We start from the raw sequence: 13,691 nt of genomic DNA, 5'->3' as shown, positions 1-13,691 counted from the left end.
CAAGCGGAGGAATTGTTAGGCCAATGGCAGATCGTCGTCTCTTTCAGAATGTCGCGGACCAGATTGTCGAGCTGATCGACAAGGGAGCGTTTCCGCCAGGATCGCGCCTGCCGGGCGAGCGCGAGCTTTCCGAGCGTTTCGGCGTCAGCCGCGTCACCATCCGCGAAGCGGAGATCGCGCTGCAGGCGACCGGCCGGATCCGGATCAAGACCGGCTCGGGCGTCTATGTCTCGGACACGGTTACGCAGGATTCCGGACACTTGCCGGCAGTCAGCGCTTTCGAACTGACCGAGGCGCGTCTGCTGTTCGAATCCGAGGCGGCGGCGCTCGCCGCACCGATCATCTCCGATGGCGACCTTGCGATCCTGCGCGACCTGCTCGACCAGATGGCGCAGGACAATCTCGACGACGATGCGATCACCTCGATCGACCGCCTGTTCCATCTGACCATCGCCGCTGCATCAGGCAACAAGGCGATCATCCATGTGATCGAGACACTATGGCGGTTGCGCACCGAGATTGCCGAAGTGCGCACGACCCATGCGTCGGTATGTCACCACGACGGTGCAACCCGGCAGTCGGAACACGCCGCGATCGTCGACGGGCTCGCCCGGCATGACCCGCAAGCGGCGCGGGTCGCCATGCGCCAGCATTTCAACCGGCTGCTCGAGGCGATGCTCGATGCGACCGAGGAACGCGAGATCGAGGAAACCAAGCACCGCGCCGCAGCGAGCCGCGCGCGCTTCCGGATGAGCGCGCAACTCGGCTAGCCCGACACCATGCGCTACGGCCTTCAGTTAATGGACGGGCAGGCTCAGCAGGGCGACGCCATGCGCGGGTAAGGTGCCGGCATCAAGGTCGCCGACCACCCGGCGAGCGCCGGCCGGAAGTTGGAGTTGAGCCGGCTCGCCGGCGTGATTGATGACGATCAGGTATCGCCCGCCCGGACCTTTCCGTTCCACGGCCTCGACGCCGTCGGCCGGGGGCAGTGGCGGGGCACCGGCGCGAACCGATGCAAGCATGAAATCGGTGATCGCGCGTTGTCCGGCAGAATCGAATATCGCCCCGACATAAGTGATCCGGCCTTTGCCAACGCGGCGCGAGACGATCGCGGGCTTGCCCGCTAGCCAGGGGCCATCCGAATAGGTCGCGAGTATCTCGACATCGTTCGCGGTCGGCTTGAGCACCTCGGCCCAGGTCTTTGCACTGCCGGTAATCGATGCACCGGCGACGATCACGCCGGCATCGATCGGATAATAATTCTCGACGCGCGCGCCGAGCAGCGCGGCGAGCGGGCCCGGCTGGCGCTGAGTCCATAGCGCGTTGTCGTCGTCCTTCATGCCACTGCGCGGCCCGAGCACGAGATGCCCGCCGCCCCGCACATAGCTTGTCAGACGTTCGGCGGTCGCATTGTCCACTATGTTGAGCAGCGGTGCGACAACCAGCGCGTATCCGGCCAGATCCGCGTTGCCGGGTAATATGTCGATTGTCCGTCCGCTGGCCGCGACTGGACGATACCAGTCCTGCATCGTGGCGACCGGGTCGTAATCGCGGCTATGCTTTTCCTGATCCACCGCCCAGCGGCTCTCCTGCGAATAGAGCATGGCGATCCTGGCATATGGGCTCGTGCCGGCCAGCAACGGTGCCGCGCTGGCGAATTCGGCGGCGGTCTTCGCGATCTCGTCATAGATCGGCATGGGCATACCGTCCGGCCCGACCACCGTACCGTGATACTGCTCTTGCCCGTTCAGCGCGCTGCGCCATTGCCAGTAGAGGATCGCGTCCCCGCCATGCGCGACCATTTGCCAGGCCAGTTCGCGTACCTGGCCCGGATCGAGCGACCGGTTCACCGGCGCCCAATCGACGCGCCCCGGCTGCGCTTCCATCACCCAGAAATTGCGCCGTTTATAGCCGCGGACCAGATCATGATGCAGCGCATTGGCCACCCAGTCGGGACGGCCGCCAGGCACATAATCGTCCCACGCCGCGATATCGAGGTCGCGGTGGACGAGATACTGGTCGAAATTATTGTTCCAGGCGGTCGAGTTGGTGGTGACGAACTGACGCGGGTCGGCATGAGCGCGGATCGCGACTGCCTGTTCGCCGACATAATCCGCCCATACGCTGCTGACGAACCGGTGATAATCGAGGATCAGCGCCGGGTTCTGCGGCCCTTTCGATTTCAGCGGAATCTGATCGAAGCGCTGGTAGCGCTGGCTCCAATACTCGGTCGTCCAGCGCCGGTTGAGCGCATCGATACTGCCATAGCGTTTCGCCAGCCAGCTGGCCCAGAGTGTCCTGACTTCGCCATCGAACGAGGGCACGCCGATTTCATTGTCGATCTGCCAGCCGACGACATTGGGATTGCGGCCATAGCGCCGCGCCATCTCTGCGGCGATACGGCGCGCATAACCGCGATAGGTCGCGCTCGCGAAGGAGAATTGGCGTCGTTCGCCATGTCCCTCGACGCTGCCGTCTTCATTGACGCGCAGGACGTCGGGATGCGCCTCAGTCAGCCAGATCGGCGGCCCGGCGGTCGGCGTGCCGAGCACGACGCGAATCTTGTGCCGCGCAGCCGCCGCGATCGCCCGGTCGAGCCAGGCGAAATCGAACTGACCATCGGCCGGCTCCATCCGCGCCCAGGCGAATTCGCCGATGCGTACGACGTTTAACTGAGCGCGCTCCATCAGCGCCAGATCGACTTCCCAGCGCGCTTCGGGCCATTGTTCGGGATACCAGCTGCTGCCGATCGACAGGCCCGCGGCCTTGAACGGCGCCGGTTCGCCGGTCGCCGCAACGGCCGGCGCTGCGGCAAGCAGCAACGCCGACAGAAAGACCTTCAGCCTCACTTGACCGCGTCGGCCGCCGGACGTTTTCCGGTTTCGACCCAGCCGCGCAGCGCATTCCAGCCGGCCAGTGTCTGTACCTTGTCGAACCCGCAATGCGTGTAACCATCGACACCACCGACCGGCAACGGCGCGCGCACTGGCGCAACGTCGTACTGGATCAGATTGCTGGTTCGTTTGGCTTGCGCAACCGTGTTCGCCAACGCCTGTTCCTGAGCGAACGGGACGAGCGAGTCGATGCGATTGTGCAGCGTCACCAGGGGCACGCGCAGGCGGCCGGTCGCCTTGTGCCAATGCGTCAGATAGGTAAGCGCGGCGGGATCGGCGGCAATGCGCTGCACACCGGCGTTAAGCGCGGCGGCCTCTTCCGCGGTCATTGTCTGGGAGGCATAGACCTTGCCGATATTGCCATAGACCTGGCCGCCGGCGGTCGCCGCCATGTCGTCCGCGCCCAGCGATGCGGTGACCAGCGGGAAAGCGATCGACGCCGCGTCGCGATCGAACCCACCGATCGCGGCAACCTGGGAGACGATGCGCGCCTCGCGTCCGTTCGGGTTCTTCTGCGCCGCATTCCACAAGGCGAGGATCGGTGTCGCGACCTTGCCGATCTGACCGAACAGATAACCTTGCGCGGCGGCTGGCGAGGGCGGGTCGGTCGGCAGCGCGCTGCGCCGCGCATCCTGGACGCCGGGCAGTGCGTAGGGCGTCCCAATGGTGAGGAAATTATAGGCCAGCCGCATATCGATGAGCTGGCCGAACAAGGTCTGCCAGCTGTCCACCACGCCGCAGCGCGCGAAGCCGCCGGCAAATGATTTGGGATAGAGATCGAGCAGCGCAACGACGATGCCGCCGCCCATCGAATCGCCCATCACATAAGTGCGTTTGGTGCCGAGCCGCGTCAGGAAGTCGCGCAGCCGCACGGTATTCTTCACACCTGTTTCGACGCCCAGCCCCGCTTTGTCATAAGCGCTGTGCCCGACGGCATAGCCCTGGCCATAGGCGTCGGCGAATACGCCGCCGCCCGGCCCTTTGGCGACCGGATCCTCCGCCACGGCGACCGGCGTGCCTGGCGTGGAATAGCCGTGGGCGAACAATAGTCCCTGATGATTCCACGACGCCGGAAAGGCTAGCGCGAACTGATCGCCTTCCAGTTTGCCGCCCAGGATGAGGCCGCCATTCGGCCCCGGCGTGGCGGCGACGTCGGTCGCTCCCAGCGCGCGCGCCTTCGCGACCAAGGCCGTCTGGCTCGCGCTCAGCGCTGCGGCGGGTGTATCCGCAGCAGCGCCCAGCACTGGTGCGGCGCATGCCAACAAGGCGGCAGCGATAGTCCTGAATGCGGGACGGATCATCGACGAACTCCATTGGATGGGGGCGGGAGATATGGCTTCAAGGCGGTTCGGGCCTGCGCCTGCATCACGGCATAGCCGGCGCGATTGGGGTGTACGCCGTCATTGGCGAAAGACGGCGGCAGCGATCCGTCGGATGCGGTGAGCGCGCGGTGATAGTCGACGAACACGAATCCGTTGCGTCGCGCATAGTCCGCCAGCCAATGGTTGAGCCGGACGATCTGCGGCGCCGGTTTCATCGCCGGCGCCCACCAGAAATGCGCTGCGGGCGGGATCGCGCCAATCACCACGCGGATGCCATTGGCATGGGCGAGCGTCGCCATGGCGGTGATATTGTCCTTGTATGCCTGCTCGGTGGTCGGGCCGGTATTGCCCGCGACATCGTTGGTGCCGGCCATGATGTGCACCGCACGCGGCTTCAGCGCGACGACATCCTGTTGGAAACGCAGCACCATCTGTGCGCTGGTCTGCCCGCTGATGCCGCGATCGACCACGCCGCCCGTGAAGAAGTCGGGGTCGGCCGCCTTCCACAATTCGGTGATCGAATCCCCCATGAAGACGACGCGCACCGGTCCGGTCAGCGCGGCATTTTCCGTGCGGTAGCGGCACAGCGCGGGCCAATCCCGCGCGGCCTGACCAGTCAACGGCTGATCGCGCAGCGGCACCGGCGGCGGGGTGAAGGCCGTGTTCGGCGTCAATATTGTCTGCACCATCGCGGCGCGCCCGGAATTGGGCGCGGCCGGCGGCGGGCAGGGATCGACCACCATCGCCGTGTCGGCGGGCGCTGCCTGTACCGGCGCGATCGATGCCGGCGTGGTTGATGCCAGCGCCATGGACTGGGCGGCGAACAGGATCGAGATCAGCATGCGGCGGCACCTCCGGCTTGCGCCGGGATTGGCGCGGAGCCCCGGGTTGCCAGCATTTCCAGTGCGACACCATTGGTCCAGCCAAAGCCTGTCTCGACCTCATATTCCCCACCGCCGCCCGCAGCGCCGATCTCAACCTGGTATTTCTCCAGCAACTGCCCGGTCGTGCGGTAATGACGCGTCACCAGCGACAGCCAACGCTCCGCGATGCCGTCGGCCAGATCGGCGCGCCCGTATCGGCGCAAGCCGGCGACCGCGATCCATTGCAGCGGCGCCCAGCCATTGGGGGCATCCCATTGCTGCCCGGTGCGAAGCGCGGTGGTGCCCAGGCCCCACGGGGCCAGCAACGGTCCAAGCGCGTCGATCGTCCGGGCGGCGCGCTCCGGATCGGCAAGGCCGGCGAACAGCGGGAAGACCATCGCCGCCGTCGGCTGATCGGTCGCACCACCCCGATCGAGATCATGATCGGCATAATGGCCGCGCTCGGCATTCCATAAATGACGATCGATCGCAGCGGCGCGCGCCTGCGCGGCGCGATCGAACGCCCGTGCCAGCTCGTCGTTGCCCAGGGCGGCCGCCTCCTCCGCGATGGCGCTCTCCAGGCCGTGCAACAGGCTGTTGAGGTCGACCGGGACGATCCGCGTGGTGCGGATCGTCGCCAGGGTGTATCCGTCGCCGAGCCAGCGCGAGCTGAAATCCCAGCCGCTTTCCGCCGCCGCGCGCAGATCCCGCCACAGGTCGGGCGCGATGCGTTCGGGCGCGCCCAGGGCAAGGCTGACATCCTCCGCCCAGGATTCGTCGCGCGGTGTATCCGCATCGTCCCAATAGCGATTGAGCAACGCGCCGTCCGCCAGCCGTACCGCCCGGCGATGCGTTCCGCCCGGGGCGAGCGCCTCCGCCCCGTCCATCCAGAAACGATGTTCGGCGCGCATCCAGCCCAGCCGCCGCGCGCGCGCCGCTGTCGCACCGTCCTGCGACAGCGCAGCCATCAGGTAGAAGAAGGGCGGATGCGAGCGCGACAGATAATAGCTGCGCGTGCCGTTGGGAATGTGGCCATAAACTTCGATCAGGCTACCGAAATTGGCCACCATATCCTCGACCAGATCCTGCCGCCCGGACCGGGCAAGGCCAAGCATCGTGAAATAACTGTCCCAGTAATAGAGCTCGCGGAAGCGCCCGCCCGGGACGACATAGCGCCGGGGCAGCGGCAGCGCGGACGAATATGCCGGTGCGACCGGCGTCTCACGCGTCAGGTCCGGCCATAGCGCGGCGATGTGATCGACCAGCTGGCGCGCATCGGCCGGCGGCGACGGCACGTCTGGCGGCAAATCGAAATTGGTCGCGACGAACGCCGTCAGCGCGGCATCGTCGAGTGCCGGCTGGGCCTCCCAATCGGCCATGATCGCTTCGGGCGCCCGGCACGGCACGGCGTCGGCGAACGTTTTCGAATCACTGAACAGGCGGCGTTCCTGCACCGCTGCGAACAATGTGCCGAACAGGCGCGAGGGCGGGGCGGGCATCATGCCGCGACCCCGTGCGTCAGCCCGCTGCGGATCCGGAACAATGTCATTGCGATCAGCGCCAGCGGCACCAGCGTGAAGTAGAAGGCTATTTGCCCGGAGACGTGCTGGAACAACAGGCTGGTCACGAACGACCCAAGCGTGCCGCCAAGTGCCGAGAAGATGACGATCAGCCCCATCATCGCGGCATGGCGATGCCGCGGCAATGCACTCAGCACGACCGAGCACAAGGTCGGGTAGATCGGCGCCATGAATATGCCGAGCAGCGGAAACACATAAGCCGCGACCGGTGCATTCGCCCAGCCGATGTCGGGCCGCATCGCGAGCCCGCGCGTCGCGGGCAGCGTCGCGACGACGAGTATCGCGATACCGGCGAGGCAGGCGAGCAGCACCGGCAGCCAGTGGATCCGTCGCAGCACCACGCCCGAGGCGAGCCGTCCGACCGCAAGCGCGCCGACGAAGATGCTCGACATCTGCACGCTCATGGCGGGCGGCAGATGAAGTATTTCATTGTTGAAGGTCGGCAACCAGGTGCCGACGCTTTGTTCGACCAGGACATAACAGAAGATTCCGGCGAGAAACGCGACCGTCGCGGGGAGCGCGGCAAGCGCCAGCATCGCGCGCAGGCCACCGGGCAGGTCAGCCTCGTGCGCGATGGCGCCGGTCTCGTCGATCGGCGTCATCGACCAGAGTAAGGCCAGGCACGCCGCGATGCCCCCAAGCAGCCAATAGACGTGCAGCCACTGATCACCCGTTCGATCCGCACCGATGAACCATCCGAACAGCCAGACGCCGGCAAGCAGGCCGACCATGAACACGCCCTCGATCGTCGCGGTCGTGCTCGCATGATCCGCGGGGTCACGCGCCAGCAGGCCGATCGTCCCATAGGTCGCGACCTTGGCGATGCCGAAACACAGGCCGGTCGCGACGAACAGCAATTGCATTGCGATGAAGCTCGCGGCGAATGAAGCGGTGATGCAGGCAATGGCGATCGCCGCCATCACGCCGCCGAGCGCGCGACGATAGCCGAATGCCGGAATGCGCACCGCGAACAGGAAGGATGCGACGACGACGGACAAATCCTTGCACGCCTCCAGCGTCGATCCCATCGGCTTGGTCGCGCCGAAATGGTGGATCGATTGCAGGATCACGGTGCCGATGCTGTTCATCAGAATGCCGAGCAGCGCGTAGCTCAGACCCAGGGCGATCAGGATGCGCAACCGGCTCAACGCGGTGCCTTGCCCAGATGCGCATCGAAGAAGCGCGCCATGATCTCAAACGCCTCGGTCGATTCGGGCATGTCGGGCCACATGAAAAAGGCATGGGGCAAGCCATCGAACAGGAACAACTCGCTCGGCACGCCGGCGCGCGCCAGGCGACGATGCGCCAGCGTCAGCGCGCTGACCGCGAAGTCGCGCCCGCCAGCCAGCATCAGCGTCGGCGGGAATGCCTTGATCTCGTCATCGGAGCCAAGCGGATAGGCGACCGGATCGCTCGCCGCGACACCGGCCATATAGGCCGTGGGCAGCGTGTCGGGCAGGCTGGTTACCGGCAGCGGCGCACCGCCGGTGATCGGCCCGGCGAGGAAAGCACTGTCGCCGCTATAGGATGCACCGGTGCCGCAGAACGTGCCGATCGCGCCCGGGCGCGGCAAGTGCTGTTTTCGGATCCACGCGACCGACTGCGCGGTAATCACGCCGCCCGCCGAGCAGCCATAGATGGCGATATTCTGCGGTGCATAGGTCTTGAGCAATTCGCGGTAGACCGCGACGACATCTTCTGACGCAGCGGGATAGCGGTGCTCCGGGGTCAGCCGGTAATCGACCGTCACCACCTTGATCCCCATCGTGGCGGCGACCGGGATCGCTTCGACCAGCGCACCGCTGCCCGCGCCCCACATGAATGCGCCGCCATGCACGTTGATCAGCACGCGCCGGGCATTGCGGGTCGGCACCCCGGCTTTGGGCACCACGACATCGACGCCGACGCCGCCGATCGTGCGATGCGTCTCGACCGTCGCGAAACGGCGGTGCATCTCCTTCAGGCGATTGTCGTTCCAGGTCTGATAAAAGGCGCGCTGCCTGGCCAAATCGCCCTTCAGGTCGGGCGCGGTTTCCGCCTGCATGCGTAGCAGCACGGCCTTTGCCGCATCGCTCAGCTGGCTCGATGGCGGCAAGGTGAAGGCAGGAACCCGTACAATGGTGTCGGGGCTCGCGGCAATGGCCGGCATCGCGGCCATACAGGCGAGAACGAAGCAAAGGCGTTTGATCATCGTTTTTCCCGCTCGAGGGCAGTCTTCAGGAAGCGCGCCATCGTCGCAAAGGCGGCGTCGCTTTCGGGCGCTTCGATATAGCTCCAGAAGGCGTGTGGCAGGCCATCGAACATCACGAAGCGCGCCGGCGAGCCGTCCTCGTCGAGCTTGCGGCACAGATCGGCGGTCGCGCTGAGCAGATAGTCGCGGCTGCTCGCCACGCACAACGTCGGCGGCCAGCCTGCAAGCGAAGTGCGGGCCGGTGACAAGGCTGGGTCGGTCAGCTCGCGCTTCGCGGCATAGGCCTGTGCCAAGTCGCGCAACGCGGTCGGGTCGAGGAAAAGGCTGACCGAATCCCCCGGCCGCGACAGATCGCCGCTGCCCGAAAAGATGCCGAGTGCGCCGGGCAAGGGCAGGCGATCATGCTTCAGCCGCGCCGCGAGTTGCGCGGTCAGCACCGCACCGGCCGAGGTCCCATAGACACCGATCCGGCGCGTCGGGTGCGTCCTGACAAGGTCCCGATAGACCGCCAGCGCGTCGTCGAGCGCGGCGGGGAAGGTGGTTTCCGGCATCAGCCGATACCGCGCCGCGACCACCTTGTAGCCGGTCAGCGCAGCGACTGGCACATTCTCGGTGATCGATCCGGAATCGACCATGAAACCGCCGCCATGCAGGTTCATCAGCACCGGCGCCCCGCGCCGCATGGTGCGCGGCGTGAAGATGCGCACCGGCACGCCGGCGACGACGCCGTCGGTCATCGTCACGCCATAACGACGCATCTGACGTTGTCCGATATCCTGCTGGATCGCCTCGGCGGCAGCGCGGCGCTCAGCCATTGTTCTCGCCGTCTGGGGACGCGCCGCGTCGATCGCGAGTCCGGCTTTGGCTTCTGCGCTCAGTATATCGGGCGGCGGCGCGGCCATCGCCTGCGCCGCCAGCCAAAGGAGCGTCGAGATCATGCCCGGGCCTCCACCAGTTTGGCGTAGAGCCGCGCGCTTGGTTTTGGCGTACGCCGAAACGTCCTGCGATCCACCGCAACCAGTCCGAAATGCTTGCTATAGCCGCGGCGCCATTCGAAATTGTCCATCAGCGACCAATGGATATAACCGATCACCGGGACCCCATCGCGCCGCACCGCATCGAGTGAGGCGAGCGCGGCCGGCAGGAAGCGGCGGCGCTGCGCATCGTCGGCCGCGCCAATGCCGTTCTCGGTGACGAATATTGGTTTGCCGGTGGCAGCGTGGACATAGCGCACTGCGTTGCCCAGCGCCTCGGGGTAGAATTCGTCGCCAGCCTCGGTCAGTTCCATGCCCGGCGCCGGCGGCAGGCTGCCCTTTGGTCCGATGAGCAGGCGGCTATAGGTCTGGATACCGATGAAATCATCGTCCTTCACCATCGCGAAGAAGGGCGCGTCGACGCTTTTTCGAAACGCGGCGAGTGCGTTTTCCGGTCCGGTCGCCTGGGCATCCGGTACCGCGAGGCTGAGCCCGACCGGCAGGTCGCCGCGTACTGCCTTCAAGGCTGCGCGCGCCTGGGCATGGCCGGCGGCGACCAGCGCGATTTGCGCATCGGTGTCGCCGGGATAGACAAGTACCGAGAACCGATCCGATCCGCTCGCCTTTGCCGCCGCAGCCATCATCGTGGCGAAGCCGTCGCGCATATCGGCACTGAGCGGCGTCGTGCTCCAAGTCCCGAGCTTCTGCAGATTGGGCTCGTTGAAGGTTACGACATGGCTCGCTTCGCCGGCGATGCGCCGCGCGACGCGATCCGCAAAGCGCGCAAACAGCGCCGGGGCATCGCCATTCTCCCACCCGCCCGCTGCCGCGAACCAGCGCGGCGAGGTGAAGTGGCTAAGCGTGACGACCGGGGCGATGTGACGATCACGGCAATGCGCGGCGATGCGCGCATAATGATCCAGCCAGGCGATGCTGAATTGGCGCTGTGCGGGCTCGATGCGGGACCATTCGACGGAGAAGCGGTAACAATTGAGCCCGAGCGATTCAATCAGCGCGACATCCTCGCGCCAGTGCGCGAGGCTGTTGCACGCATCGCCGGACGGTTCGGCGAACAGCGTGCCCTGCACCTGTTCGAGCAGCCAGATATCGGCGTTGACATTGTTGCCCTCGACCTGGTGGCCGGCGGTCGCGGCTCCCCATAGGAAGGGCGTCGGCGTGATCACCGCGCCGACCCGCCGCGTGCGAGCCGCGCAAGGACCCGCGCGCTTGGTTTCGGCGTGCGCTTGAATGTCGTGCGATCGACCGCGACCAAGCCGAATTTGGGGCGATAACCGCCGAACCATTCGAAATTGTCGAGCAGCGACCAGTGGATGTAACCGATCACCGGCACCCCGTCGCGCCGCGCCGCATCGACTGCGGCGACCGCAGCCGGAATGAAGCGGGCGCGCTCGGTATCGTCATCGGTTTCGATACCGTTCTCGGTGATCAGGATCGGCTTGCCGGTGGCCTGGTGCGCGTAACGGATCGAGCCGCCGATCGCTTCGGGTTCCCAGGGCTTGCCATCGGCGCGGCGCGGGACGGTGGCGGGCGGCGCGATCGCCCGCTCGCGGCCCATATAAGTGCGCTCATAGGTCTGCACGCCGATGAATTCGTCGTCGCGTGCCGCGTCGAAAAAGGGTTCGTAGACAGCGCGGCGTTTTGCCGCGAGCGCGCTGTCGGGTACCGCCGCCACATCGTCGGAAATGGCCAGGCTAAGACCAACGGGAAGATTGCCGCGCACCGCCTTGATCGCGGCGCGGCCAAGCTGATGCGCGCGCAGCACGCCAGGGATCATCGGCGCGGGATCGCCGGCGTTGAGCAGCGAGAACCGGTCCGATCCGCTCGCCTTTGCCGCCGCGCGGGTCAGCGCTGCCATCGCGGCGCGTGCCTTGGCGTCAGGTGGATTGCGCGACCATGGTCCGCCCAACGCAAGGTTGGGTTCGTTGAAGGTCACCGCATGACTCATGCCAGCAGCCATCGCGCGCGCCACGCGATCGCAATAACGCGCGAACAATTCGGGCGCGTCGGCCGCCTCCCATCCGCCGCGTGCGGCAAACCAGCGCGGCGTGGTGAAATGATTCAGCGTGACGATCGGGGCCAGGCCCTGCGCGCGGCAATGGTCGATCATGCGGCGATAATGGTCGAGATAAGCCTGACTGAACTGTCCCTCGGCGGGCTCGATCCGCGGCCATTCGACCGAAAAGCGGTAGCAGTTCAGGCCGAGCGCGCGGACCAGCGCGACGTCCTCGCGCCACCGGTTCAGGCTGTCGCAGGCATCGCCCGACGGCTCCACGAACAATGTCGGCTTCAGCTGTTCGAGCAGCCAGATATCGGCGTTGACGTTGTTGCCCTCGATCTGGTGACCAGCGGTGGCCGCGCCCCACAAGAAGGGCGAACGAGCAAGCGCGCGGACCGGTGTGGCGGCGGCAATTACGGCTGCGGCACTCAGGCCGAGCAAGCCGCGGCGGTCGATCGGTACTGTTGCATCGCTCATTGCACGGCTCCCGGCCCGGGGCGCTTGCCCGTCTTGACCCAATTGCGCATCGCTTCGAACGCGGCGACGTTCTGTGCCGGGGTGAAGCCGCAATGCGTATAACCATCGAAACCACCCGGCAGCGGAATCCGCGTCGGCGGCACGGCATATTGCGCGAGGTTACGGGCATTGCCTGCCCTGACGACGATCCGCCCCAGCGCTTCGGATTGCGAATAGGGCACCAGCGCGTCGATCGTCTGGTGGACAGTGAGCAACGGCACGCGAAAACGGCCGGTCGATTCATGCCATTGCCGGGCATAGTCGATCGCCTTCGGGTCCGCCGCATAGCGTTGCATGCGACGGTTGAAGTCGACTGCCTCCACCGCCGACATCTCCGGCGGAGCATAAACGGTATCGACATTGCCCACAGGCTGGCCGCCCATGGTCGCAACGATATCGTCCATGCCCAGCGCTGCGGCATAAAGCGGCGCGCCAAGCGCGGCGGGATCCGGTGCAAAGCCGCCGATCGCCGCGACCTGGCGAATGATCCTCGCCTCGTGACCGGAAGGATTGGTTTTCGCCGCTTTGAACAGCGCGAATACCGGTATCAGCACCTTCATCTTCTGCTGCTCGCGAAACGTGTCGCCCGGCGTCGTATTGCCGGCCGGCGGCACGGTCGGCAGCGCCGAGTGTGTCACATCCTTGTCGCCGGGCAGCGCATAAGGCATGCCCTTGGTCAGCACATTATAGGCGCCGCGCATATCGGCGAGCTGACGAATCAGGGGCAGCCAACCCTGGGTGATGCCGCACATCGACACGGCACCTGCAAACGCTTTCGGGTGCAGCTCGATCAGTGCCATGACGATACTGCCGCCCATCGATCCGCCAAGCGCATAGAAATGGGTCGCGCCAAGCTTCGCGATCAGGTCGCGCAACCGGAGCGCATTCTTTGCACCGCTCTCGGTCGCGACGCCCGACTTGTCGAACGCCGCGATGCCGACCGCAAGCCCCTGCTCGTAGACATGGCGCAGCGTGCCGCCGCCAGGGTCCTTGGCGATCGGATCGGTCGGCACGGTGGGTGTAGCTCCCGGCGTACCGTACCCCTGACCAAACAGCACGGCTTCGTGATTCCAGCCGGCCGGCAATGCGAGCACAAAGGCACGCCCGTCGAGCTTGCCGTTGAGGATCATCCCGCCGCCCGGAGCAGCCGACGTCACGATTTCGGTGGCCCCGGCCCGTTGCGCACGGGCGAGCAGCGCAGCTTGCGCCGGTGATGGGTGAAACGCGACGGCGGCCGCAAACGCCGGGCCCGCCGCCGGCTGCTGTGCCGGGGTCGCGTTTGCGACGAGTCCGGCCAGCGGCAGGGCTGCGACGATCGCCAGGCGTTTCATCGT

11 protein-coding genes are annotated in these 13,691 nt (G+C 66.1%); 1 reads left to right on the top strand and 10 read right to left on the bottom strand.

Annotated features, from left to right (window positions below):
- The first annotated feature begins 23 nt into the window (after window positions 1–23).
- Complete coding sequence (locus G4G27_RS16410) at window positions 24–770, top strand: FadR/GntR family transcriptional regulator (RefSeq protein ID WP_183109645.1); 747 nt, start codon at window positions 24–26, stop codon at window positions 768–770.
- 27 nt (window positions 771–797) lie between these two features.
- Here the strand turns inward: G4G27_RS16410 and G4G27_RS16405 are convergent, their stop codons facing one another.
- Genes G4G27_RS16405 through G4G27_RS16360 form a run of 10 tightly spaced genes read right to left on the bottom strand, consistent with a single transcriptional unit; the run spans window position 798 to window position 13,688 of the window.
- Window positions 798–2,849, bottom strand: a complete 2,052-nt coding sequence (locus tag G4G27_RS16405) for a beta-galactosidase (protein WP_183109644.1) — start codon at window positions 2,847–2,849, stop codon at window positions 798–800.
- Entirely contained in the window at window positions 2,846–4,195 is a 1,350-nt protein-coding gene (locus tag G4G27_RS16400) for a hypothetical protein (protein ID WP_183109643.1), read from the bottom strand. Before G4G27_RS16400 ends, G4G27_RS16405 begins: the two co-directional genes overlap by 4 nt.
- Window positions 4,192–5,058 carry a GDSL-type esterase/lipase family protein gene (locus tag G4G27_RS16395; RefSeq protein ID WP_244624370.1) on the bottom strand — a complete coding sequence of 289 codons (867 nt, stop codon included), beginning with the start codon at window positions 5,056–5,058 and terminating at the stop codon, window positions 4,192–4,194. Before G4G27_RS16395 ends, G4G27_RS16400 begins: the two co-directional genes overlap by 4 nt.
- Entirely contained in the window at window positions 5,052–6,581 is a 1,530-nt protein-coding gene (gene treA, locus G4G27_RS16390) for an alpha,alpha-trehalase TreA (protein ID WP_183109642.1), read from the bottom strand. The genes G4G27_RS16395 and treA overlap by 7 nt, the downstream gene beginning before the upstream one ends.
- Window positions 6,578–7,807 carry an MFS transporter gene (locus G4G27_RS16385; RefSeq protein WP_183109641.1) on the bottom strand — a complete coding sequence of 410 codons (1,230 nt, stop codon included), beginning with the start codon at window positions 7,805–7,807 and terminating at the stop codon, window positions 6,578–6,580. The genes treA and G4G27_RS16385 overlap by 4 nt, the downstream gene beginning before the upstream one ends.
- Complete coding sequence (locus G4G27_RS16380; RefSeq protein ID WP_183109640.1) at window positions 7,804–8,850, bottom strand: alpha/beta hydrolase fold domain-containing protein; 1,047 nt, start codon at window positions 8,848–8,850, stop codon at window positions 7,804–7,806. The genes G4G27_RS16385 and G4G27_RS16380 overlap by 4 nt, the downstream gene beginning before the upstream one ends.
- Window positions 8,847–9,788, bottom strand: coding sequence for an alpha/beta hydrolase (locus G4G27_RS16375; protein ID WP_183109639.1), 942 nt, complete (start codon window positions 9,786–9,788; stop codon window positions 8,847–8,849). The genes G4G27_RS16380 and G4G27_RS16375 overlap by 4 nt, the downstream gene beginning before the upstream one ends.
- Window positions 9,785–11,008, bottom strand: a complete 1,224-nt coding sequence (locus tag G4G27_RS16370; protein ID WP_183114006.1) for a family 1 glycosylhydrolase — start codon at window positions 11,006–11,008, stop codon at window positions 9,785–9,787. Before G4G27_RS16370 ends, G4G27_RS16375 begins: the two co-directional genes overlap by 4 nt.
- Entirely contained in the window at window positions 11,005–12,318 is a 1,314-nt protein-coding gene (locus tag G4G27_RS16365) for a family 1 glycosylhydrolase (RefSeq protein WP_183109638.1), read from the bottom strand. The genes G4G27_RS16370 and G4G27_RS16365 overlap by 4 nt, the downstream gene beginning before the upstream one ends.
- Window positions 12,315–13,688, bottom strand: coding sequence for an alpha/beta fold hydrolase (locus G4G27_RS16360; RefSeq protein WP_183109637.1), 1,374 nt, complete (start codon window positions 13,686–13,688; stop codon window positions 12,315–12,317). Before G4G27_RS16360 ends, G4G27_RS16365 begins: the two co-directional genes overlap by 4 nt.
- Window positions 13,689–13,691: the final 3 nt, after the last annotated feature.

It is taken from the genome of Sphingomonas sp. So64.6b (assembly GCF_014171475.1).
GTDB classification, from domain to species: domain Bacteria; phylum Pseudomonadota; class Alphaproteobacteria; order Sphingomonadales; family Sphingomonadaceae; genus Sphingomonas; species Sphingomonas alpina_A.
Note: the sequence above shows the minus strand (reverse complement) of the source record. Positions and strands in the feature narration are given on the sequence as shown.

Bases quoted from the DNA above. Each gene is read 5' to 3' on its own strand.
- G4G27_RS16365 (WP_183109638.1), bottom strand. From the start codon at position 12,318: ATGAGCGATGCAACAGTACCGATCGACCGCCGCGGCTTGCTCGGCCTG.
- G4G27_RS16400 (WP_183109643.1), bottom strand. From the start codon at position 4,195: ATGATCCGTCCCGCATTCAGGACTATCGCTGCCGCCTTGTTGGCATGC.
- treA (WP_183109642.1), bottom strand. From the start codon at position 6,581: ATGATGCCCGCCCCGCCCTCGCGCCTGTTCGGCACATTGTTCGCAGCG.
- G4G27_RS16410 (WP_183109645.1), top strand. From the start codon at position 24: ATGGCAGATCGTCGTCTCTTTCAGAATGTCGCGGACCAGATTGTCGAG.
- G4G27_RS16395 (WP_244624370.1), bottom strand. From the start codon at position 5,058: ATGCTGATCTCGATCCTGTTCGCCGCCCAGTCCATGGCGCTGGCATCA.
- G4G27_RS16375 (WP_183109639.1), bottom strand. From the start codon at position 9,788: ATGATCTCGACGCTCCTTTGGCTGGCGGCGCAGGCGATGGCCGCGCCG.
- G4G27_RS16380 (WP_183109640.1), bottom strand. From the start codon at position 8,850: ATGATCAAACGCCTTTGCTTCGTTCTCGCCTGTATGGCCGCGATGCCG.
- G4G27_RS16360 (WP_183109637.1), bottom strand. From the start codon at position 13,688: ATGAAACGCCTGGCGATCGTCGCAGCCCTGCCGCTGGCCGGACTCGTC.